The sequence below is a fragment of the Sulfuriflexus mobilis genome (assembly GCF_003967195.1).
In the GTDB taxonomy this organism is placed as follows: Bacteria; Pseudomonadota; Gammaproteobacteria; order AKS1; family AKS1; genus Sulfuriflexus; species Sulfuriflexus mobilis.
Genome location: NZ_AP018725.1, coordinates 1,550,563 through 1,573,740, shown reverse-complemented (window position 1 = coordinate 1,573,740; position 23,178 = coordinate 1,550,563). Strand labels below are relative to the sequence as shown.

Annotated in this window: 17 protein-coding genes; 10 read left to right on the top strand and 7 right to left on the bottom strand. The window is 53.4% G+C overall.

Going from position 1 to position 23,178, the window contains the following annotated elements; translation table 11 throughout:
- The first annotated feature begins 23 nt into the window (after positions 1-23).
- Positions 24-941, top strand: a complete 918-nt coding sequence (locus EL386_RS07810; protein ID WP_126455039.1) for a universal stress protein — start codon at positions 24-26, stop codon at positions 939-941.
- Between the two features lie 132 nt (positions 942-1,073).
- Here the strand turns inward: EL386_RS07810 and EL386_RS07805 are convergent, their stop codons facing one another.
- Positions 1,074-3,458 carry a phosphoketolase family protein gene (locus EL386_RS07805; protein WP_126455037.1) on the bottom strand — a complete coding sequence of 795 codons (2,385 nt, stop codon included), beginning with the start codon at positions 3,456-3,458 and terminating at the stop codon, positions 1,074-1,076.
- 392 nt (positions 3,459-3,850) lie between these two features.
- Between EL386_RS07805 and EL386_RS07800 the strand changes: the two genes are divergently transcribed.
- Both EL386_RS07800 and EL386_RS07795 read left to right on the top strand, forming a co-directional pair.
- Complete coding sequence (locus EL386_RS07800) at positions 3,851-5,209, top strand: hemolysin family protein (protein ID WP_172597663.1); 1,359 nt, start codon at positions 3,851-3,853, stop codon at positions 5,207-5,209.
- Positions 5,210-5,226: 17 nt separating this feature from the next.
- Positions 5,227-6,492 carry a hemolysin family protein gene (locus tag EL386_RS07795; RefSeq protein ID WP_126455033.1) on the top strand — a complete coding sequence of 422 codons (1,266 nt, stop codon included), beginning with the start codon at positions 5,227-5,229 and terminating at the stop codon, positions 6,490-6,492.
- 157 nt (positions 6,493-6,649) lie between these two features.
- On the opposite strand, the gene EL386_RS07790 is transcribed toward EL386_RS07795, so the two are convergent.
- From EL386_RS07790 to EL386_RS07770, 5 genes are all read right to left on the bottom strand, one after another.
- Positions 6,650-7,879 carry an acetate/propionate family kinase gene (locus EL386_RS07790; RefSeq protein ID WP_126455031.1) on the bottom strand — a complete coding sequence of 410 codons (1,230 nt, stop codon included), beginning with the start codon at positions 7,877-7,879 and terminating at the stop codon, positions 6,650-6,652.
- Positions 7,880-7,897: 18 nt separating this feature from the next.
- Positions 7,898-10,603, bottom strand: a complete 2,706-nt coding sequence (locus EL386_RS07785) for a cation-transporting P-type ATPase (RefSeq protein ID WP_126455029.1) — start codon at positions 10,601-10,603, stop codon at positions 7,898-7,900.
- A 37-nt stretch (positions 10,604-10,640) separates the two neighbouring features.
- On the bottom strand, positions 10,641-11,123 hold the full coding sequence (locus EL386_RS07780) for a phosphate-starvation-inducible PsiE family protein (RefSeq protein WP_126455026.1): 483 nt from the start codon (positions 11,121-11,123) through the stop codon (positions 10,641-10,643).
- 83 nt (positions 11,124-11,206) lie between these two features.
- Positions 11,207-12,562 carry a hemolysin family protein gene (locus tag EL386_RS07775; RefSeq protein WP_126455024.1) on the bottom strand — a complete coding sequence of 452 codons (1,356 nt, stop codon included), beginning with the start codon at positions 12,560-12,562 and terminating at the stop codon, positions 11,207-11,209.
- Positions 12,563-12,668: 106 nt separating this feature from the next.
- Positions 12,669-14,030 (bottom strand): dicarboxylate/amino acid:cation symporter, encoded by a 1,362-nt coding sequence (locus tag EL386_RS07770; RefSeq protein WP_126455022.1) that lies wholly within the window; start codon positions 14,028-14,030, stop codon positions 12,669-12,671.
- 342 nt (positions 14,031-14,372) lie between these two features.
- Between EL386_RS07770 and EL386_RS07765 the strand changes: the two genes are divergently transcribed.
- The 5 genes from EL386_RS07765 to EL386_RS07745 all read left to right on the top strand — a co-directional run bounded on the left by EL386_RS07765 (position 14,373) and on the right by EL386_RS07745 (position 19,965).
- Entirely contained in the window at positions 14,373-15,203 is an 831-nt protein-coding gene (locus EL386_RS07765) for a mechanosensitive ion channel family protein (RefSeq protein WP_126455020.1), read from the top strand.
- 37 nt (positions 15,204-15,240) lie between these two features.
- On the top strand, positions 15,241-16,041 hold the full coding sequence (locus tag EL386_RS07760) for a magnesium transporter MgtE N-terminal domain-containing protein (RefSeq protein WP_172597662.1): 801 nt from the start codon (positions 15,241-15,243) through the stop codon (positions 16,039-16,041).
- Positions 16,038-17,345 carry a magnesium transporter gene (gene mgtE / locus EL386_RS07755; RefSeq protein WP_126455016.1) on the top strand — a complete coding sequence of 436 codons (1,308 nt, stop codon included), beginning with the start codon at positions 16,038-16,040 and terminating at the stop codon, positions 17,343-17,345. The genes EL386_RS07760 and mgtE overlap by 4 nt, the downstream gene beginning before the upstream one ends.
- A 4-nt stretch (positions 17,346-17,349) precedes the next feature.
- On the top strand, positions 17,350-19,020 hold the full coding sequence (locus tag EL386_RS07750; protein WP_126455014.1) for a Na/Pi cotransporter family protein: 1,671 nt from the start codon (positions 17,350-17,352) through the stop codon (positions 19,018-19,020).
- A gap of 87 nt (positions 19,021-19,107) precedes the next feature.
- Positions 19,108-19,965, top strand: coding sequence for a GGDEF domain-containing protein (locus EL386_RS07745; RefSeq protein ID WP_126455012.1), 858 nt, complete (start codon positions 19,108-19,110; stop codon positions 19,963-19,965).
- 58 nt (positions 19,966-20,023) lie between these two features.
- Here EL386_RS07745 and EL386_RS07740 read toward each other — a convergent pair whose 3' ends face one another.
- A complete protein-coding gene (locus EL386_RS07740) occupies positions 20,024-20,659 on the bottom strand; it encodes a MarC family protein (RefSeq protein ID WP_126455010.1) in 636 nt (211 codons plus the stop codon).
- An 83-nt stretch (positions 20,660-20,742) separates the two neighbouring features.
- On the opposite strand from EL386_RS07740, the gene EL386_RS07735 reads away from it, so the two are divergent.
- Complete coding sequence (locus EL386_RS07735; RefSeq protein WP_197722177.1) at positions 20,743-21,786, top strand: DUF21 domain-containing protein; 1,044 nt, start codon at positions 20,743-20,745, stop codon at positions 21,784-21,786.
- A 208-nt stretch (positions 21,787-21,994) separates the two neighbouring features.
- Positions 21,995-23,173: an ATP-binding protein gene (locus tag EL386_RS07730; RefSeq protein WP_126455008.1), complete on the top strand. Its 1,179-nt coding sequence runs from the start codon at positions 21,995-21,997 to the stop codon at positions 23,171-23,173.
- Positions 23,174-23,178: the final 5 nt, after the last annotated feature.

Here is a 23,178-nt window from a genome sequence, read left to right as displayed (position 1 = left end):
GAGAAGTAAATGGGTATGGCGATATGAGCAGGCTGACGAAGATACTGGCAGGCAGCGATTTGTCAGAGTGGGCGGACCTGGCGCTACAGCGCGCGGCGTTACTGGCAGGGCAACATAGCGCGAGTCTCTCATTGTTGTACGTGTTGGATCACGCCGAACTGCTCAAGGTGCGCCATATCGACCGCTTGGAGAAAACGCGACAAGGGTTTATGAGAGTGCTCTTAGAGGAGGCGAAAGCAGCCCTGGAGGCGAAAGCAGCAGCGCTGGTCGATCAACACGACATTAAAATCGATGTTCACGTTCAACGCGGAAAGGACTTTGTTGAAATTATTCGCTGGGCGCGTGACAAGGGTGACGACTTGATCGTGCTCGGCGCACATGGCCGGTTCTATATACGTGACTGGATTTTGGGTACCACCTTGGAGAGGGTGGTACGCAAGGGCGACCGACCGGTGCTGGTGGTCAAAAAGAAGCCTACGGGTGTTTACCGCCGAGTATTGGTGGCAGTGGACTTCTCCACCCATGGGCAGCATGCCTTGGAATGGGCGATGCGGTTGGCACCGGATGCGGAGTTTCATGTGCTGCATGTCTATGACCTGTGGTATGAAGAGCGGTTGCGTGCGCAGGGCATATCGGAACAGGATATCGCCGAGCTGCATAGTGAGGAAACCCGAGAACACTTGGATGAGCTGAATAAATTCCTCGCCAGCTGCAAGATTGACCGCAGCAAGGTCAAACTGCTCATTAAACAGGGTTACCCCGGACCGACCATCGCCGCTGAGGCCACCAGGCTCGGCGCGGATCTGATTGCGATCGGAACCCATGGTCTTTCTGGTCTGCTTTATGTGTTGTTAGGTAGTGTGGCAGCGCATGTGCTGCGAGAGGCGGAGTGCGATGTGTTGGCGGTGCGCCCTGTCAGGGCGCAATTCGGGGTGCCTTAAACGAGAGCTCACCAGCGCGCTACTGGATTCGTACGTCATCAGTGTGTCAGCGCTTAAAGGTCCACTGCTTAAAGACCCACTATCTCTTCTGCATTCAATTGTGTAGATGCTTTACTGAGCCGCTACGTAATATTATGCATATGGCCATTTCCAATCGCGGATCTCGGGCATGTCCTGTCCGTGGCGGGCGATGTATTGTTTGTGGTCGATGAGCTTGTCGCGCACGAACTGTTTCAGGTAGGCCGCCTTGTAACCCAGCTTGGGGACTCGATCGATGACATCACCGACCAGGTGGAACCTGTCCAGGTCATTGAGTACTGCCATATCAAAGGGTGTCGTGGTGGTGCCTTCCTCTTTATAACCGCGTACATGCAGATTTTTATGATTGGTGCGACGGTAGCAGAGGCGGTGAATAAGGTAAGGGTAACCATGGAAGGCAAAGATGATCGGTTTATCGGTGGTGAACAGGCTGTCGAAGTCCTTATCGCACAGCCCATGCGGATGTTCTTCCCTGGGTTGCAGTGTCATAAGATCGACAATATTGATAACACGTATCTTCAGTTCCGGTACGTGCTGGCGTAGCAGGTCGACCGCGGCCAGGGTTTCCAGTGTTGGCACGTCGCCGGCACAGGCCATGACCACGTCGGGTTCGCCATCCTGATCGTTACTCGCCCATTCCCAGATACCGATTCCGGCGCTGCAGTGCTTGATGGCGGCATCCATATCCAGCCATTGCGGCTGGTTCTGTTTGCCGGCGATGATGACGTTGATGAAGTCGCGGCTACGCAGACACACATTGGTAATATACAGCAGGGTATTCGCATCCGGTGCCAGAAAGACTCTGATGATATCGGCTTTTTTGTTAATGACCAGATCAATGAAGCCGGGGTCCTGATGTGAAAAGCCGTTATGGTCCTGACGCCATACGTGGGAGGTCAACAGATAGTTCAACGAGGCGATCGGGCGCCGCCAGGGGATCTCCTTGCTGACCTTGGTCCATTTTGCATGCTGATTGAACATGGAATCGACAATATGGATGAAGGCCTCGTAACATGAAAACAGGCCATGCCTGCCCGTCAACAAGTAGCCCTCCAGCCAGCCCTGGCAGGTATGCTCGGAAAGGATCTCCATAACACGTCCGTCAGGTGACAGGTGATCATCCTCCGGCAGGGTCTCTGCCATCCAGGCACGATCGGTCACTTCAAACAGTGCGCCCAGGCGGTTGGAGGCAGTTTCATCCGGACCCATAACACGGAAATTGCGGCTGTCCAGGTTGCGCTTCATTACGTCACGCAGAAACTGCCCCATCACCCGTGTCGACTCGGCGACGCTGTGCCCAGGGCTACTGACCATTACGGCGTAGTCACGAAAGTCAGGCAGCTTTAGGTCCCGGAGTAGCTGGCCGCCATTGGCGTGGGGGTTGGCGCCCATGCGCCGCTGCCCCTCGGGCACGAGCTCTCGAAGCTCTTGTATGAGATAGCCTGAGGCATCAAACAGTTCTTCGGCCCGGTAACTTTTTAACCAGGTCTCCAGCAGCTTCAGGTGTTTTGGATTGTCGACCATGTCGGAAAACGGCACCTGATGGGAGCGCCAGTAGCCCTCGGTCTGCTTGCCGTCCACCTCCTTCGGTCCTGTCCAGCCCTTCGGGCTGCGTAATATGATCATGGGCCAGTGTGGCCGTTGCCGATTTCCGGTGACACGTGCCCCATGCTGGATGGCCTTGATCTCACCGATGATTGTATCGAGCGTGGCGGCCATCTTCTGGTGCATCGCCTGCGGGTCCGAACCCTCGACAAAGTAGGGCTTGTAGCCATAGCCGATAAACAGCTTCTCGAGCTCATCGTGTCCAAGGCGGGCCAGCAGGGCGGGGTTGGCGATCTTGTAGCCATTCAGATGCAGAATGGGCAGTACCGCGCCATCCTGTGCCGGATTGAGGAATTTGTTGGAATGCCAGGACGTCGCCAGGGGTCCAGTTTCCGCCTCACCGTCACCGACCACACAGCAGACCAACAGGTCAGGGTTGTCGAAGGCCGCACCGTAGGCGTGGGACAGGGCATAGCCGAGTTCACCGCCTTCATGAATGGAGCCCGGGGTTTCTGCGGTAACATGGCTGCCGATGCCACCGGGAAAGGAAAACTGCTTGAACAGTTTCTTCATACCTTCGGCATCGGTGGAAATGTTGGAGTAGAACTCACTATAGCTCCCCTCCAGCCAGGTATTAGCCACCAGACCCGGACCGCCATGCCCTGGGCCGGCGATATAGATCATGTTCAGGTCATGGCTTTTGATGATGCGGTTACAGTGGGCATAGATGAAGTTCAGGCCCGGTGTCGTGCCCCAGTGGCCCAGCAGCCGGGGTTTCACATGTTCTTTTTTTAGTGGTTGCTGTAACAAAGGATTATCGAGCAGGTAGATCTGGCCGACGGAAAGGTAGTTGGCGGCGCGCCAATAGGCGTCAATCTTGCGTAACTGTTCCGCATCCAGGGTATCGCTCGTGCTTGTCACCGGTTCTGTCATGATGGTTCTCCTCACTGAATCAGAGTACTCCTTATATACGTAGCTTTCCTGGTGTTGCCAAAAAACCTTAATGCACGGCTATCAAGTGCTTGTCTTTCTGTTGGTGATCGATACCGTCTGGCGGGCTATCTCGAGTTCCTCGTTGGCAGTGACGATCCTATCTTTACCTTACTGTTTTCCCAACTGATGTCAAAGGTGCCCGCTTGTGACGCCTACCGGCAGTCTATGCCAGCCTGACAGGCGAATAAACGAATTATTTTCGCCCATACCGGCAATGAAAACCAATGTATCCTGTTCGCCAAGGGTGGTTAGTGGCAAGCAAGACGGGAACGCGCTACATTGACACTATGTGAATATGGCTGACGTGTGGTATGGATGGGATTTGGGCAGATTTGAGCGCTTTACTGGCTGTTGACCCGCAACAGCTTCTGCAGGCGGATATGATCTTCCGTATTGGTTTGCAGATGTTGCTGATGGCTGCCTCGGCATTTTTCTCCGGCTCGGAGACCGCACTGTTTTCGTTATCACGTCTCGACCTGCAACAGCTGCGGCGCGAGCGTAACCCGCGATTCGATACCCTGCAGACGCTACTGGAACGGCCGCGCCAGTTGATCATCTCGATTCTCTGCGGTAACGAGATCATCAATATAGCGGCAACGGCCAATATGACTGGCATCCTGGTGGCACTCTATGGCGCGGAACGGGGTGGAGTACTGAGCATCCTGGTGATGGTACCGTTGCTTTTGCTGTTCGGCGAAGTCACACCGAAGACCATTGCGGTTTCCGACCCGGTGAAGATCAGTACCCGGATTATTGCGCTACCGCTGAGCATCTGGGTCAGAGTCATAACACCTTTCCGCTGGGTTATTCGTCTGGTTGCCGATCGGCTTACCACCTGGCTGGTCGGGGAAGAGACGGCGGCTGAAAATATCCTCCAGGTGGATGAGTTCCGCACACTGGTGGACGAGGTGGTCAAGGAGGGTGAACTCAGCGCAAGAGAGCGCTCCCTTATTTACAATCTGCTTGAGGCGGGTACCACCGAGGTCATCGAAATAATGATCCCCCGCACGCAAACCGCATTTATTGATGTAGAGACACCGGTTGCGGAAATTGTCGAACAGGTTAGAACCCGGCGCTATACCCGTCTGCCGGTTTTCCGTGGCAGTCGCGACAACCTGGTGGGATTTATCCATGCCGAGGATATCCTGCAGCGGGTGCTGGTTGATACCGATTTCAACACCCTGAAAATCGAGGACATCCTGCATCCACCTGTCATTGTGCCACCCACGAAGAAAGTGGATGAGATGTTTGATTTTTTCCGGGATCACAAGGTCCAGGCGGCGGCAATATTGAACGAATTCGGTGGTGTCGACGGTCTGGTGACACTGAAGAGTGTGCTCAGCTTCGTGTTCGGCAAGGTCACACCAGAGACCGCACCGCACCTGCTCTACGCCCAGTTAGCGGAGAATGTGTTTGAGGTGGCAGGGGATATGAAGCTGACAGACTTTGAGGACCTGACGAATTTCGGCATTACCGACCCACGGATGACCACCATTGGCGGCATTATGCTGCGGGCGCTGGACCGACTGCCCCAGGAGGGTGATGAAATTACCGTCGAGGGTGTGGTGTTGTCGGTACTGGAAATGAAAGGGCATCGGATCGCAAGATTACGCGCCAGTAAGGGTGACGGGGCAGCGGAGACAACAGGGTATCAGGAGGCGGCCATTAATGAAGACACAGACAACAACTGATTACCGGTGAGCAATCAATGGATATAGTACTGACTATTCTGGCCATGCTGGCGCTGCTCCTGCTGCAGGGATTTTTTTCCGGCTCGGAGATTGCACTGGTGCATGCCGACCGCCTGAAGTTGCAGCATCTTGCCAATCAGGGGCATCGGGGTGCCGCCCTGGTGTTGAAGCTGTTTTACAAGCCCGAGGTGCTACTGGGGACCACCCTGGTGGGAACCAATATTTCGCTGGTGGTGCTTACCACGTTAGGCACGATACTGATGATCAGGTTCTTCGGTGAATATGGCGATGTTTACGCCTTTCTGGTTTATACACCGCTATTCCTTATCTTTGGTGAAGTGGTACCCAAGAGTGTGTACCAGCAAAAGGCCGATCTGCTGGCGCCTATCATCGTCTACCCCTTGCAATTTTTCTCATGGTTGTTTTACCCGCTGGTGTTCGTATTCTCATGGGTAGCGCGCAGGGTGGCACACCTGGCAGGCGTTGAAATAGCCCACCGGGAACTTTTCACCAATCGCGAGCAGATACGTACTGTGATTGAAATGGCGGAGCAGGGCGCAGACATAGACGTATTTGACCGTGACCGTATCATGCGGGTCACAAGTTTTGCGGTTACCACTGTAGGCCAGGCGATGATCCCCATTGCCGAGATGACGACGATCAGCAACGACAAGACCAGCCGGGATGCCGTTCGGCTGGCACGACAGCGGGCCCACTTCCGTCTGCCCGTCTATGAAGGCGAGCATAACCAAATCATCGGCGTCGTGGGTTTTACCCTATGGGACCTGATGGATCCGAAACTGATAGAACAACCACTGTCTGAACTCATCAAGCCCGCATACTATGTGACGGCACATCAATTGCTGGATGAGTTGTTACCGGTATTGCAGCAGCGGCATGATCATATGGCGGTGGTGGTTGACGAGTTCGGCTCTGCCATTGGCATGATCACCCTGGAGGACATCCTGGAGGAGATCGTCGGCGAGGTGATGAACGTCGGCTATACTTTTGAAGGCCATCTGCCGCGACACAAATACAGCATTGAGGAACTGGAGGAAGATGTTTACTTGATGGAAGGTCGTGTACCCATTACGGAAGCGAGTGCCGTGCTTGATGTAGTATTGCCATCGCTTGAAGCCCACACCATCGGCGGCATGGTGATTTCACATCTTCGTCATATTCCGACAGAAGGCGAGTGCGTGCTCCAGTCCGGCTACCGCTTTACGGTGGAGCAGACGACCGAGCGCGGTATTGGGAAACTCCGCGTCGAAAAAAGTGGTTAGAGTTTGGTTTGCCTGTACAGCGTCTGTTCTGTTTTATCATCAAGGCGCTTTTCCGCTTTTTATAGTTGTTGAGGATATATAAGCAACATATATTTTGCAGCCACACTTCCGCCGGTTTTTCCCAGGCTTTGCCTGAAAAACAGCCAACGCACGGCCATCAGGGAACGTTGCTTTTGTCGATGAACGATACCGTCTGGCGGGCGATTTCGAGTTCCTCATTGGTGTGGACAACCAGCACCTTGACCTTGCTGTCTTCCCCACTGATGTCAAATATGCCTCTTGCCCCGGCTTGGTTTTGTTGGTGATCGAGTGAGATGCCGAATAGCGACAGCCTATTGCAGACAGTCTGACGAATAACCCCATCGTTTTCACCGACCCCGCCAGTGAATACCAGCGCATCCAATCCCCCAAGAGCAACAGAGTAGGCGCCGATATATTTGCTTATCCGGTAACAATACATATCAATGGCAAGTCGTGCCTGTTCATTACCCTCATTCACCAGGCGGTGTACTTCTCGCATATCACTGACGCCGCATAGACCCTGCATGCCGCTATCATGGTTTAACAGGGTTTCGATTTCATCAAGACCCATACCCAGTGTCCTGGTGAGGTAAAAATGTATAGATGGATCAAGATCCCCACACCGCGTTCCCATAATGAGGCCCTCCAGTGGCGTCATGCCCATGGAGGTGTCGATGCAGATGCCATCGCGGATCGCCGCAGCACTGGCACCATTGCCGAGGTGCAGCGTGATGAGCCGCAATGACTCCAGCGGCTGCTGCATATACTCGGCCGCCTGTCTGGCGACATATTGGTGTGAGGTACCGTGAAACCCGTAACGACGCACATGATGCTGTCGGTATAGTTTATCGGGCAGGGCATAACGGTAGGCCTGTGGCGGCAGATCCCTAAAGAAGGCCGTATCGAATACGGCAACCTGTGGTACCTGAGGGCACAGCCGCTGCGCGGCCTCAATGCCGGCCAGGTTAGCCGGGTTGTGTAACGGTGCAAGCGGTATCATATTGCGTATGCCGTCAATAACGTCTGCATCGATGCGCATTGGAGCCTGGAAGGCCTCACCACCATGAACAACGCGATGGCCAATGGCGTGCAAGGATTTTATTGAATCTGACTTTATAGAATCTATAGCACCGTGGCTTTGCAGAAAGGCAAAGATTTGTTTCAGGCCGGCCGCGTGATCAATGACAGACGAATTCTGTTTGTATTCTTTTACCTTGCCATGGCCAGCATACTCACGATAAACACTCTTACCCCTGGTTTCACCGATGCGTTCCAGGGTGCCCGACATCAATAACACTTCCTGCCCCATGTCATAGAGACGGAATTTTATGGACGAACTGCCTGAGTTAATAACGAGTACGCGCATTGAATTAATCAATGTTCCTTATTCTGCTTTAGAATATTTTCGCAGCAGCAGCTTTTCTATCTCCACCAGGAACAGCACCGATGACGCTACCACGATAACGCGTAGCCAGGCCTCGGCACTCATGGCCGTCGTGGCGAACAGCGTCTGCATAGGGCCAAGGTAGGTAAAGCCAAGCTGGAACACTAGCAGCAGGCCGATGGCATATAATACATAACGGTTTCCGAACAGTCCCTCAAACGTCAATGATGGTGCGAGCAGATAGCGGGCACTGAAGAGGTAGAATATTTCGAACATGACCAGGGTGTTGACGGCGACGGTGCGCGCCAGTTCGATGGGGGCACCCTGTTGCCGTTCCCAGAGGAATAGCCCGAAGGTACCGGTGACGATGATCAGCGAGACAAAGATAATGCGCCAGATGAGGAAGCCGGAGAGGATGGGCTCTTTGGGGTTTCGCGGCGGGCGTTGCATGACGTTACGTTCCGGGGGCTCGAAGGCCAGGGTCAGGGCGAGGGTCACCGCCGTGATCATGTTGATCCACAGGATCTGCGCCGCGGTGATGGGCAACAGGCGGCCCATGGCGATAGCCGCGATGATGATGAGCGCTTCACCGCCATTGGTCGGCAGTATGAAGAGGATGGATTTCTTCAGGTTGTCGTAGACCGTACGGCCTTCCTCCACGGCATGGGCGATGGAGGCAAAGTTGTCATCGGTCAGCACCATCTCCGCCGACTCCTTGGCAACCTCGGTGCCTTTATGCCCCATGGCCACCCCAACGTCGGCGCGTTTTAGCGCCGGTGCATCATTGACGCCGTCACCGGTCATGGAAACGACTTCTCCAGCGGCCTGGAGTGCGGTCACCAGTTGCAGTTTCTGTTCAGGGGAAACCCGCGCAAAAATATCTGATCGCTGTACGGCATCCTCTAACTGCTGGGCGTTATAGGTTTCCAGATCGGTACCGTTAACCACCGTGATCCCATCACCGATGCCCATTTGTGTGCCGATAGCCCGGGCGGTGATGGCATGGTCACCGGTGATCATCTTTACACGGATGCCGGCCGACTGGCAGTCGCGCACCGCCTGGATGGCCTCTTCACGTGGTGGGTCTATGATACCTACCACACCGAGCAGGGTCAGCCCGACTTCAACATCACTGAAGCTAAGGCTTTGCTGCCCGGCAGCGACCGGTTTGAAGGCGATGGCCAGCAAGCGCTGGCCGCGGCTGGCCATGGTGTGCATGCAGGTCTCCCAGTAGGCCTTCTCGATGGGGACATCCTCACCGCGCATGCGCTGCTGGTGGCACATTTCCAGTACCCGTTCCGGCGCGCCCTTCAGGTAGATAAAGCCATGCCCGGCATGGTCGTGATGCAGGGTGGCCATGAAGCGGTGTTGCGATTCGAAGGGGATGGCATCGGTGCGTGGGAATTGGTGCTGACAGTAGTTATGCTCAAGGCCGGCCTTATGTGCAAGTGTCACTAGGGCACCTTCGGTCGGGTCACCCTGCATCAGCCACTGGCCGCCCACCTCTGACAACGAGGCATCGTTGCACAACAATGCCGCCTGTGCGACTTCGCGCAGCAATGGAAAGGCTTCCGGGGTGACATCCTCGCCGTTGAGGCTGAAAGTGCCGTGGGGGTCATAGCCTGCGCCGCTGACTTCGCAGACGCCGGCACCGGTGGCCACGGTCAAGACAGTCATCTCATTGCGTGTGAGGGTACCGGTCTTGTCCGAGCAAATGACAGTAACCGACCCCAGGGTTTCTACTGCCGGCAGGCGGCGGATAATGGCGTGTTTCCTGGCCATACGCTGCACACCGATAGCGAGGGTTATGGTCATGATGGCGGGCAGACCCTCCGGAATACCGGCCACCGCCAGCCCCACGGCGGTGAGGAACATGTCACCGGCTGAATAATCCTGTAGCAGCACGCCATAGGTAAAGGTTGCCGCGGCGATGATGCCAATGGCAATAGTGAGCCACTTGGCGAAGGTGGCCATCTGCCGTAGTAACGGCGTGGTGAGAGTCTGTACCTCGCGTAACAGACCGCTGATGCGGCCGATCTCGGTGTGGTCGCCGGTCGCTACCACGACACCCTGACCCTGGCCGTAGGTGACCAGGGTGCCAGAGTAGGCGATACATTTCCGATCACCAATGGTCGCCTGTTCTGCCACCGGCTGGGTCACCTTTTCCACTGGCACCGATTCGCCAGTGAGCATAGCCTCTTCGATGCGCAGTTCGCGGGTCTTGAACAGGCGCAGGTCTGCCGGGACTTTGTCACCGGACTGGAGAAAGACAATATCGCCGGGGGTCAGTAGTTCGGCCGGGAGGTTAATAAACTTGCCATTACGTTTAACCATCGCCTGCTGGGAGAGCATATTACGAATGGCATCCAGGGCCTTTTCCGCCTTGCCCTCCTGAATGAAACCGATAATGGCATTGATGACCACCACACCAAAAATGACACCACTATCTACCCAGTGACCCAGAAGAGCGGTGACGACGCCAGCCCCCAGCAACACATAGATGAGGACGTTATGGAACTGCATGAGTAAGCGTGCCAGTGGGCCTTTTTTCTTCGCCGGGCGCAGGCGATTGGGGCCAAATTTCTCAAGCCGCTGTTGGGCATCCTGTTGCGAAAGGCCATCCGCAGACGAAGATACTTTCAGGAATGTCGCTGCACTGTCTTGTGTATGCCATGACATATTTTCTAGATTTAGCGGGTCAAGCATTTAAAACTCCTCTGTAATAGCCTGCCATCCTGAGACATCAGCGGTGTGTATCAGATTCCCCCAGCTCACTGTGAGGTGATGCATTTTCATTACGTTGGAAGTTGATGGAGGCGCTAACGCGGATTGCGCCAAGGGCCAGCAGCAATACACTGAGGGCATAGATATTATCGGTTTCCAGTTTGTGATTAAACAGGTCAATCATAATATGCCTGAGGACAAAAACAATGCCGGCATCGATGATGGGGGTCAGGCGCAGCCGGTGTGAGGTGAAATATTCGAACAGTGAGCGGGATAGCTCAATAAGGATGAAGAGGGTGAGTACATCGGCAAAAATATACAGGTAATTGCCGGTAATACCGCCTTCCTGGAACAGTTCGCCGATCCGGTAAAACAGGCGCACGACGCCGATGATCATCGTCAGGGTGATGAACAACAGGATGACAGCGAATACCAGGTTCAGGGTCTTGGTATAGAGATTTTTGATATTGGTGGATGTTAGCAATGTATCTGACTTTGCCATGTTCTGGATACCTTATATTAACCATTGCGGCATTAAGTGCCGGTCAAAGTAGTATACGTTTTGTTTAACCCTGATGGGTATCGTCATTCATGTGAAGGTGTTTTAGCATCCTGGCCTTCTTTATCTATGCTGTTTAGTTTTTCGATGAGCAGTTTGCCCACCCGATGATTTTCCACGCTCTGTACCGTAAAGCGATAACCGTACTCAAGCACTTCATCACCCACCTCAGGCATTTCCCCCAAGGCGGCCATACACAGGCCGGAGAGGGTGTTGGCATCCAGTCCATCGGGTACGATTAGGCCGATGCTGCGTTCGGCATCGGACAGTGATGCCAGACCATCGGCTTCCCAGCGTTCATCATCGAGGAGGATGATGCTGTAGGAGGTGGTGAATGTGTCCGTTTCATCCTCGATATCACCGACAATCTCCTCCAGCAGGTCCTCGAGCGTGATGATGCCAACTAGATCACCGTATTCGTCGGCAACTAATGCGAGGTGCGCGCGTTTGGCACGCATGGCATCGAACAATCTGGAGACCTTCTGTGACTCCGGAACAATAAATGGTTCACGGCAAAAACTGCGCAGATGGGTCCAGGGCTCCTTGTCATCATTGAGCATGGCTGCATACAGGTCCTTGGCCAATACGATACCGACAATTTCTTCATTATTTTCGCTGTCAATCAAAGGAAAGCGAGAATGACCGCTATCGCGGATAATGGCGAGATTGTCGTCAGCATTACCATTGACATCGAGTAATTTGAGGGCGGTGCGTGGGATCATGACACGACCGACATGACGCTGATCAAACTCGAACAGGTTTCGCAGCATTTCGGCCTTGTCTGCCCCCAGCTCACCATGCTCTTCGGACGTCGCAACCATTCCCTTGAGTTCGTCATTACTATAGACGTCGGCGTGCGTCGCCTCGGCGACATTAAACAGCGACAGAATCCTGCTGGTCGAGGCATTCAGTAGCCAGTTGAGGGGGAATACCGCTAAGTAGGTCATGTGTAGCGGGTAGGCCACCCATAATGAAACCGGCTCGGCCTTGCGTATGGCCAGGGTTTTTGGCACCTGCTCACCGACCACAATATGCAGTGAAGAAAAAATCAAAAAGCCGACAATGAAGGCCGATGTGTGCAGTATCGCATCAGGCACACCCAGATCATGAAACAGTGGTTCCAGCAGCGCAGCAACCGCCGGTTCACCGACCCAGCCCAGTCCCAGTGATGCCATGGTAATGCCAAGCTGACAGGCGGCCAGATAGGCCTCGAGATTGTGCTGCATACGTAAGGTGAGTTTAGCAGCTGAACGGCCCTCACTGGCCATGGCTTCGATACGAAATCCCCGCGCCTTGACCAGGGCAAACTCGGCGGCGACAAAAAATCCGTTGGCAGCAAGTAATACAACAATTGCCACCAGGCTCAGCGAAATATTTTCCATGCTTGTTCCTGTTTAAATTAGCCACTGATCAATATCATACAAGACTATGCCGTTTGGCATTAAGTTATAGATGACTTTTTTCATGCAGCATGATTCTAAATTAATATTAACTTGCCGCTTCAGGCGCGGGCATATCCAGCATTTCAGTCTTCATCATCCACCGGTTCATTAGTTTGGCTGCAACCAGATCACCGCAGACGTTGACGGCCGTGCGGCTCATATCCAGGATACGATCGACACCCATAATCAGAACTATCCCTGCAGGGGGTATGCCTGCCGTTTCCAGCACTATGGCAAGGATGATAATCCCAACACCCGGTGTTCCCGGGGAACCTATCGATGCACCTACCGCAGTAACGATCACCAGGATTAATGCCCCCATACTCAGGTCCACACCAAAGACTTGTGCTAAAAACAGGGTCGCGACGCCCTGATATAAAGCCGTGCCATTCATGTTGATGGTCGCACCCAATGGGATCACAAATTGTGACACGGAAGAATGAATCTTGAGATTTTCCTCAGCTGTCTTAATAGACAGTGGCATCACGGCTGCCGAGCTGGACGTTGAAAAGGCTAATAACAGTACATCCCGAATACTGCGGATGAACTTGAAGGGCGATTCCCTGGCGATAAAATAAATGAGCGTCAAATAAAGCAACATGAGTATTAGCAGACCCAGTAATACCGTGCCTACATATACCCCCATGCCTAAAATTGCATTAAGCCCTATCTTGGTTGTTAACTGGGCCATTAGCCCGAACACGGCAAGTGGGGCGAGTCGCATTGCCCAGCCCACTACGGTCATACACACTTCCTGAAGAGAGGCCATCAGGTCAAGCAGCGGTTTTGATTGCGCGGCATTCATTATAACCAGCGCAGCGCCCATGATGACCGCAAAGATTACAACCTGTAACATTTGCCCTTCAACCATAGAGGTTAGAGGGTTGGTGGGTAATATAGTCATCAGTTTTTGCGGAAGGTCAGACATGCTGGGGACCTCCGCTTGTGTGATAGCGTCTGATATGGCACCTGTTTGCGCTACAACCTTCAGGCTGTTGGCCTCAACAAAACTCCCGGGGTTGATCAACTGTGCAACACCTAAACCAATAATAATCGCAATGGTCGTGGTAATAACAAAATAAACGACGACACCAACGCCCATCTTGCGTAGTTGCTCAAAGCTCCCACTCGCTGTTAAGCCACGCACCACGGAGGCAAAGATTAAGGGTATGACAATCATTTGAATCAAGGTCAGGAACAGCTGACCAGGTAAGGCCAGCCAGTTTCCTACAGTCGTCGCGGTGTCAGCAGGGAGCCAACCTGTGGTAGGACCAATTAACATGCCGACGCCAATCCCCAGGACCATACCAATCAGGACCTTTAACCATAATCGCCCCTTTACCAGTCGGGTCAGGTGACTGCTAAGATAGTTGAACGGATTATTGGCTGATAAGTATTTTATAATCATAGCATTGCCTATATTAGCATTGCCTATATTTTAGGCTTGGGGTATTTAAAACGGTTTAAAAAACAATGTCTATTGAATCCTTTGGAATTTAAATGATTTACGTAAAAAAGAAGCGTAAAGACATTCATCTGTCGGGCCTGGGAAGCCGGTTGTATGCGGTTAGTATGCTGGCGAATAGTCAGGTTGGTGTAACGATTGCTTACCCTAAAATTGTACTATTATTATATTAATTGAAAAACAGCCCACAGTTACTTACAGTCAGGTTGCCTGTTTCAGTAAGGTGTGGTGGGTGGCCGGACTGCTATACAAGCTCGGTTGATTGCAAAATGGCGGAGAAAAATCATGAATGAGTCGACTTCTATTATTGAAGGCTTGACCGCAGGACTTCAGGCTATAGTCGCCGAGGTACTGACCTATCTGCCCAAGGTTGCGGCCGCCGTGCTGGTACTGGTGCTCGGCTGGTTGCTGGCCCGCTTGCTGCGTCTGCTGGTCGTCCGTGCTATTGGCAGCCTGGACCAGTTGTGGCAGCGGTTGATCTCGAAACGGGGCCTGGGGCACATACAGCCACGTCATCCACCAACCCGTATTGTAGGGGAATTGGTATTCTGGCTGTTAATGCTTATTTTCGTCACCCTGGCAACCGAGATCCTGGGGCTGAGCATCTTCGGTACCTGGTTAAAAGAAATTATTACTTACCTACCGTTGGCGGCGGCCGGCCTGCTAATCGTGCTGGTCGGTTTCGTCGTCAGTTCCCTGGTACGTGACCTGGTGGCCTCTGCGGCGGCCTCTGCAGAACTTTCTCAGGGAGATCTGCTGGCGCGTACGGCCCAGGTCATTATCCTGTTTACCGCCATTATCCTCGGTATCGATCAAATCGGCATCGATATCATGTTTTTGTCTGTGGTCCTGGGGATTATCCTCGCCAGCATGCTTGGGGGCATTGCCCTGGCATTTGGTCTGGGGGCACGTACCCATGTCAGTAATATCATTGCCGCCAATCAGCTACGACAGATCTATCAGGTCGGTGACAAAGTGCGTATTGGTGATGTCGAGGGGTTGGTAACGGATATCAGGGTGTCAAGGGTGATTATCGAAACCGAGGCGGGTACTGTCGACATCCCGGCCAAGTTATTTGACGAACAGGTGACCTACATTACCGAGAAGGGTGCCTGAGGTGAAAGTGGATAATCCGCTGTCGCGGGAATTTCTCATGCGCTACCCTGTTGAGGCGGCGCGGATTCTGGAGCAGGTATCAGTTGAAGATGTGGCGGCGCTGTTCAGCGAACTGCCCACGCAGACAGGGGCACCGGTGATGGCCTCGATGTTGCCTGAAAAGGCGGCGGCTTGTCTGCAGACCATGATGGCATCATCGGCAGCAAAACTGGTGAGTGAACTGCATGTCTCTTCAGCAACCCGCATTTATCGTCTGTTGGCACCGGCAACGCAGGATGCAGTGTCTGTGCATTTAGCGGATAAGACCCTGCGTCGAGTTCATCATCACATGGGGTATCCGCCGATGTCGGCGGGTGCCTTGCTGGACCCCAGGATTGATATGTTGCCAGGCAATGTGACCGTGGCTGAGGCCATCCGGCGCATAGAACGTCTTGATCGTGCCGCCAGTTGTGAGGTCTATGTCATCGACGATGCGCATCACCTGATAGGCATGCTCGATCTAGGCAAGTTATTGATATCGGATCATCATAGCAAGTTAAAAGATATCATGAGCCACAAGACACAACCGTTATCTGCGCACGCCTCTGCGGAAACACTGCTCTCGCACCCGGGCTGGGCGACACACCGCAGGTTGCCCGTAGTGGAGCGGGACAATACACTAGTGGGTGTATTGCACTACAGCTACTTGCAGGATTCAGTGCTTGAAACGGGAAGCTTCAGTTCGCGTGATCCACTGGAAAACCTTTTGTCTCTGGCGAGCCTTTACTGGCTCAGTGTGGCACAACTTCTGGACAGTCTATTAAGTATTGCCCGTCCTGACAAAGGAGAGAGACCATGAGCGCTGATGCCATGCATGCTGTGCATGCCCTGAACCAGGCCTTTCTACACCACCACCCGTTACCGGCACAGCAGGTTGTCAACCAATTGTCTGTGGACGACCTGGTAGAACTGCTGCAGACGCAGCCTACCGCCGATATGGTCACATTGTGGGACGGTTTAATGCTGGATAGGGCCGCAGCGGTACTGCAACGATTGCCCGAGGCAACTGCCAGGCAGGTCCTGCAGCGTGGCGATCCGGTGCGCACGGCCCGTGCGCTGGTGAGACTGACTGCTGAGGAACGTCGGCAGATGATGACGCTTGTCGACAGCACTCGGCAGCGTGAGCTGGATTCGCTGGTGCAGTACCCTGAAGACAGCGCCGGTTCGCTGATGGATCCGCGTTTTCTTAGCCTGGATGAGACACACACAGTCAGAGAGGTGTTGCACAGTATCCGTAAATTCAAACCCCGGTTTACCCGACAGCTGTATATTACAGATAGTCAAGGGCGGCTGCAGGGCATGGTCGAGATCAACCGGCTGGCCCTTGCCGAAGCAGGGGATATGTTGAACACCTTGGCGCGGCCTGTCCCGGGTTTGGTGACGGCAACGGCAACACGGGAAGAGGTGGTGGAGCAGTTGCAAACAAACCGCATCACTGACCTGCCGGTAGTGGATATTGCCGGTCGCCTTATTGGCATTATTCATTATGATGCCCTGATGGAAGCGGTGCGTGAGGAAAGCAGTGTGGATATTCTTACCATGGTAGGTGCGAGCCGGGATGAACGCGCCCTGTCACATATCGGTTTCGTTGTCAGCAAACGTCTGCCCTGGTTGTCTATCAATCTGCTGACGGCATTCCTGGCGGCCTCGGTAGTGGGTTTATTCGAGGGCACTATTGCACAATTTACGGCGCTGGCAGTACTGCTGCCGGTTGTAGCCGGGCAGTCCGGCAACACCGGTGCCCAGGCCCTCGCGGTTACCATGCGCGGCCTGGCACTGCGGGAAATTGGTACCAGCCAATGGCTGCGCGTCGCCAGAAAGGAGGTCGGTGCGGCATTCATCAATGGCATTGCCATTGCCCTGCTCACTTCACTGGGGGTGTTGGTCTGGAGTGCGTCCGTAGGACTGGCGCTGGTGATCGGCTCATCCATGGTCATTGCCATGGTCGCCGCAGCCTTCTCAGGTGCCATTATTCCGGTAATACTGTCGGCGATGGGGCAGGACCCGGCGCAGTCATCCTCCATTATCCTGACGACCGTGACGGATGTGGTAGGCTTTTTTGCCTTTCTCGGCATAGCGACGTTGCTGTCCAGTATGCTGTAGCGATATGAATCAGGGTTTCATTACTATAGGCATGCTGGCTGGTGGACTGGGACTGTTCCTGCTGGCGGTGAACATGATCACCGATGGCCTCAGGTTGGCCGCCGGCCATGCCTTGCGTGACATGCTGGGTAAATGGACCCGCACGCCGGCCCGCGGCATTGTCAGCGGCTTATCCATCACCGCCATCGTCCAGTCTTCCAGTGCCGTTACGGTTGCCACCATCGGTTTTGTCAATGCGGGTCTGATCACCATGTATCAGGCGCTGGGTGTCGTTTATGGCGCCAATATCGGCACGACCATGACCGGCTGGCTGGTGGCGATTGTCGGTTTCAAGATCAAGGTGGAAATCTTTGCCCTGCCAATGATAGGCATCGGCATGCTATTGCGGCTTACCGGCAATGATAGTCGACGTGTACCGCTGGGCATGGCCCTGGCGGGATTTGGTCTGTTTTTTATCGGTATCGATGTGCTCAAGGATGCTTTTGAGGGTTTGGCAGCCGCCATTGAACTACAGAAGTTTACTGTTGACGGCATTGCAGGCGTAGTTATGTATGTCGGTATCGGTTTTCTCATGACGGTGCTCACCCAGTCATCCAGTGCCGCCATCGCCATTACCCTGACGGCAGCCACGGGCGGCATGCTGGGGCTGCATGCCGCCGCGGCCATGGTGATCGGTGCTAATGTGGGCACGACCTCGACAGCGGCGCTCGCCGTTATCGGTGCCACCCCAAACGCCAAACGGGTAGCGGGCGCACATATCATCTTCAATCTGGCCACCGGGGTTGTGGCGCTACTGATTCTACCGTTGCTATTCTGGATAGTAAAAATCACGGGGGAACTCCTGGGCTTGCAGGATATCCCGGCGGTGACGCTGGCATTATTTCACACTACCTTCAATATCCTTGGTGTGCTCTTAATGTGGCCAGTGAGTGGTCGCTTGACCCGTTTTCTGGAGAAGCGCTTTGTCACCCAGGAAGAGATTGAAGGCCGCCCCCGGTTTCTCGACAAGACGGTGGCCGTATCACCAATGCTGGCACTGAACGCCCTGGTACTGGAATTATCGCGCATCGCTGCTGTAGTAAGACGCATGTCCCTGGCGGCATTAAGCGTCGAATCGGCCCCGGGAAGGCGTATTACAAGTGATCACCTGGTGGTAAAAAAATTAACCACAGCAGTGGCCGATTTTATTACCCGCCTGGGACGGGCCTCACTCAGTAGTGAAGTTGCAGATCAGTTGGCAAAGTTATTGCGAGCCGAACAACACCTGCTGGCCTGCGCGGAACAGACACTATTGGTTACAAGGGAACAGGCCAAGCTGGAATTTGTCGATGATGCAAAAATAATGGAAGGTATTACCCGCTACCGTGCAGAAGTGGTCAGCCTGATGAATTTGGCCGACCCTCAGGCAGAAGGGTTTTCCTTTACCGACTGTGAAATGCAACTGCAGCAGGTACAGGTTGCCTATGATGATGTGAAAGCGGCGTTACTTTTTGCCGGCGCGGAGTTACGCATACCTATTCCGGGGATGATCGAGATCCTCGATCAGAACAGCCGGATTCGACGTATGGCACGCCAGATGGTCAAGGCAATGCATTATCTTAGTGAGGTCTATACCGTGGCTGAAATGCGGACAAAGGAAGTGGCTGAGGTGGAAGTGCGAGAAGACAGGATTTAATGACAAATGTATACGGGGCCTGTTATTTATGTCAGCCATGAGGCAAGCCCTGTTAAATAGAAAAGCCAACCACAAAAGACTGGACGCGTGCTGACATATATCAATAACTATTTTGCTGGTTTGAGTGCGCGCAGGTTCCTGATTACTTTTCTGGCCGCCAGTTTACTCATTGCTGTTTTGGATTATCTTAGTGGTCCGGAACTCTCGTTTTCTGTGTTTTATACACTTCCGCTTCTGTTGGCGGCATGGTACCGGGGCAGGGGGATGGGGCTTACTGTAGCCATTGTTTCTGTCGGATTATGGTTACTGGTGGAGCTGGCCCTCGGTAGCCAATATTCAGGTTTGCTGGTGCCTGTATGGAATACCCTGACCAGGTTGATCTTTTTTCTCATCATCCTGTGGTTATTGTTGATTGTGCGCGCCAAATTGGCCTTTGAAGAAAGCCTGGCTGATACGGACCCCTTGACAGGCCTGGCCAACCGCCGTTTTTTTCAGGAGCAACTCGAACGCGAATCGAACCGGATTCATCGTTATCCCCAGCCATTCACCATCGCCTATTTAGACCTGGATAACTTCAAACACGTAAACGATTCGATGGGGCACGCCGTTGGCGATGAGTTGTTGAAGGTCGTGGCAAAGACCTTGTCGACAAGTATCAGGGCATCGGATTTTGCCGCTCGCCTGGGGGGAGATGAATTTGCGGTGTTGTTTCCGGTGTTGGAAAAAGAATCTGCACTGCCTGTACTTGAAAAGTTATCGACTGAATTATTGTCTATCATGCAGGGAAAAAAATGGCCGGTCACATTTAGTATCGGTGCGGTGACTTTCTCCGAGGCAATGGATTCAAGTCGTGACATGATTAAAAAAGTGGATGACTTGATGTATGAAGTAAAAAGGTCAGGTAAGAACGCTATTCGTCACCTTGCATGGCCTGACCAAAACTAAAAAAGTTACTTCATTACTTATAGATAAGCTTGCTATGGCCCACTGTTTATTATACCGATTAACCGGTGAGTGCCGGGAATAGCTGTTTAAGGCCGTTGGCCATAATCTCCACAGCAATGGCCGCCAGGATGAGGCCAAACAGACGGTTGATGATATTCAGTCCAATCTGCCCCAGCATCCTGCCAAGGGTTGTTGCCATGCGCAGCACGATCCACAGAAACAGGCAAACCAGTGCAATACTGAGAATGACCAACAGGCCATGATATTCTGAACTCGATCGATGCATCTCGATAATGACATTACTGATGGAACCCGGCCCGGCCAGCAAGGGGATGGCCAGTGGTACAACGGCAATGGAATGTCGGTCTTCTGCCTCGGCCTCCTCGGCGGGGGAGGTCCTCACCGCGTCGGTCTGCCCCTGCAACATGGACAACGCCATGAGCAGCAACACGATACCTCCGCCGACCCGGAACGACGCGAGGCTGGTGCCCATACCATTTAGCAGGGCCTCTCCCGTCAATGCAGCAACGACCAGTACCAGCAGCACGGTGATGGCGGCAATATTGGCAATCCGTCCGCGTTCACCAGCGGTATAGTTTTTGGTCAGCACAAGGAATATTGGCACTGCAGCAAAAGGGTCAAGGATAACGAATAGGGCGGTAAAAAACCGTGTGTATTCAGTCCAGTGTTCCATTAGGCAAGTTTCCGATAATATCAATGGCCTTCAATTCAGGATAAAGTATACGCTATTCAAGACGATTAATCGGGGTTCACTAAATGGAAGCACTGTCAGTAAGTACCCTTGTCTGGGTCGGTATCCTGTTTTGTATCAGCCAGTCGGCCATGTTCTCTGGCCTGAATCTGGCGCTGTTGGGTATCAGCCGCCTGCGTTTGGAGGTGGAGGCCACCTCGGGCAATCCCGATGCAATAAAGATCCTGACCCTGCGCAAGGATGTTAATTTTCTGCTTACCACAATCCTCTGGGGCAATGTGGGCATCAATGTTTTATTAACCCTGTTGTCAAATTCTGTAATGACCGGGCTGACCGCCTTCTTTTTCTCAACCGTCCTTATTACCTTTGCGGGTGAAATCGCCCCCCAGGCCTATTTCTCCCGACATGCCATGCGCATGGGCTCGATGCTGGCGCCATTACTACGTTTTTATCAATGGCTTCTATACCCGGTCGCCAAACCCAGTGCCATGGTCCTGGACCGATGGTTAGGTGAAGAGGGGATCAGTTATTTCAGGGAAAGTGATCTGCACACGGTGATCCGCAAGCATATCGAGGCGGATGAATCAGATGTGAGTCGCATGGAGGGGATAGGTGCCATGAATTTCCTGGCGCTGGATGATATTGCCGTTAGCCAGGAAGGCGAACTTATGGACCCAGGGAGTATAATTAGTCTGCCGACAAAAGATGGCAGGCCGGTATTTCCGGCGTTTGAACGTCGCGCCCTCGATCCGTTTTTGCTCGATGTCAACCATTCTGGCAAGAAGTGGGTCATTATTGTCGATGAACAGCAGGAACCCTGTATGGTATTAAATGCCAATGCCTTCCTGCGGGAGGCGCTATTTGGCGAAGGGCCGATCAACCCTTATCTTTATTGTCATCGCCCCATCATCGTTACGGATCCGAAAATCCTGCTTGGCAAGGTGATTTCCAAGCTGAAGGTATCTCCTGAATCGGCTGTGGATGATGTTATCGATGAAGATCTGATTCTCATCTGGTCCGGTGAGAAGCGGGTGATCACCGGCGCGGATATCCTCGGCCGACTGTTACACGGCATTGCCTTGCGGGATATCAGTCAGGCACGTGCCTGATTATTGCTATACAAGTGTAGTTACCACGTATAACTACATTGTCAGGAGTTATCTATCATCTATATTATTTCACGGAACTGATAGGTGAATTCCCAGTCCCTATTAATAAATGCACATCAACAGGAAAGAGCTTTTATACTTTCTCGATACAGGATCGCTGGTGTAGGATAGTGATCCCGAGGCCAACATCTATGTATACTGATCGCCCATGACACCATTGTTAAACCAGGTCTGGCAATACCTTCGCACCCTTTGGGGGCAGTTTCAGGGGCATTTGCGCCGCTGGGCAGGCACTAAGCAGGAACCCGCTTCCAGCCGCGAGGAAAGCAGCCTCTGGTCATTGAATGATATTATGCGCCTGGCACAGAACCCCGCGGCCGTTACCACCTCGGTGCGCAGTGATGCCCTGAGCCTGTTACCCCTGGATGCCGGTGACCCACGTTTCATTGGTCGTGAAAAGGAACTGTCCGACCTGCTTGCTGCACTGGAGGGCTGGCGTAGCGGGCGTCCTACCATGGCCGTAGTGAGTGGCCCACAGGGGAGTGGTATTACCAGCCTGGTGAACCAGTTACAGCTGCATATTCGGCCGGAGGAGACCCTGAAGCGGGAATGTCTGCGCCAGCGTTTCTGCAATGAGCAGGATGTCTTCGCCCTGGTGGCGCGACTTTTCGACCTGCAAGACCCGCCGCACGATGCTTCGACGCTGAGCGAACGTCTGAATGAGCTCCCTGGAAGAATCCTCTTTATTGATGATGCCCATTATCTTGCCTCCCGGCTGTATGGAGAGAGGGATGCCGTGCGTAGCCTGGGCGCCATTATGGTGGCCACCCAGGGCCGGCACCTGTGGCTGTTGGGTTGTCGCCAGCAGGCCTGGCGACGTATGGGTTATACGCACCATGCGGATCAATTTTTCTCCCATGCCATCACACTGAATTACTTCAATGCTGTGGAACTGACTAATTTTATTGCCGCGCGTACGGGTGCAGCAGGGGATGAACAAACCGAGCTTGCCCCCGCTATAATACAACGCCTGCAGTCCTTGAGCCTGGGAAAACCCGACCTGTTATTACTCTATCTGCTGAGCGGGGCCTTGCAGGATGCCGCTGCGCTGCGTCCCCTGGATACCTCGGTGTTCAAGCAATTGGAGATGGAGGAAAAGTTTACCCTGGCGGAATTGGCAGTGCATGGCAGTCTGACTGTCGTCGAGCATCAGCATATTTTTCGCCTGTCGCCGGAAGACAGTCAATTGCGGCTGAATCAGCTTTGTAACATGGGGCTGGCGGAACGCGGCCATGCGACTACCGGCTCTAGTGTGTATTACCGGATCCTACCCATGGTAACCGCTCATTTATATGAGCATCTCTATAAAAGCAACTATCTCTACTAGGTGCC

Coding starts and splice junctions, on each gene's coding strand:
- mgtE (WP_126455016.1), top strand. CDS start 16,038: ATGAGCGCTGATGCCATGCATGCTGTGCATGCCCTGAACCAGGCCTTT.
- EL386_RS07740 (WP_126455010.1), bottom strand. CDS start 20,659: ATGGAACACTGGACTGAATACACACGGTTTTTTACCGCCCTATTCGTT.
- EL386_RS07780 (WP_126455026.1), bottom strand. CDS start 11,123: ATGGCAAAGTCAGATACATTGCTAACATCCACCAATATCAAAAATCTC.
- EL386_RS07750 (WP_126455014.1), top strand. CDS start 17,350: ATGAATCAGGGTTTCATTACTATAGGCATGCTGGCTGGTGGACTGGGA.
- EL386_RS07810 (WP_126455039.1), top strand. CDS start 24: ATGAGCAGGCTGACGAAGATACTGGCAGGCAGCGATTTGTCAGAGTGG.
- EL386_RS07785 (WP_126455029.1), bottom strand. CDS start 10,603: ATGCTTGACCCGCTAAATCTAGAAAATATGTCATGGCATACACAAGAC.
- EL386_RS07760 (WP_172597662.1), top strand. CDS start 15,241: ATGCGCTACCCTGTTGAGGCGGCGCGGATTCTGGAGCAGGTATCAGTT.
- EL386_RS07730 (WP_126455008.1), top strand. CDS start 21,995: ATGACACCATTGTTAAACCAGGTCTGGCAATACCTTCGCACCCTTTGG.
- EL386_RS07765 (WP_126455020.1), top strand. CDS start 14,373: ATGAATGAGTCGACTTCTATTATTGAAGGCTTGACCGCAGGACTTCAG.
- EL386_RS07775 (WP_126455024.1), bottom strand. CDS start 12,562: ATGGAAAATATTTCGCTGAGCCTGGTGGCAATTGTTGTATTACTTGCT.
- EL386_RS07795 (WP_126455033.1), top strand. CDS start 5,227: ATGGATATAGTACTGACTATTCTGGCCATGCTGGCGCTGCTCCTGCTG.
- EL386_RS07770 (WP_126455022.1), bottom strand. CDS start 14,030: ATGATTATAAAATACTTATCAGCCAATAATCCGTTCAACTATCTTAGC.
- EL386_RS07735 (WP_197722177.1), top strand. CDS start 20,743: ATGGAAGCACTGTCAGTAAGTACCCTTGTCTGGGTCGGTATCCTGTTT.
- EL386_RS07790 (WP_126455031.1), bottom strand. CDS start 7,879: ATGCGCGTACTCGTTATTAACTCAGGCAGTTCGTCCATAAAATTCCGT.
- EL386_RS07805 (WP_126455037.1), bottom strand. CDS start 3,458: ATGACAGAACCGGTGACAAGCACGAGCGATACCCTGGATGCGGAACAG.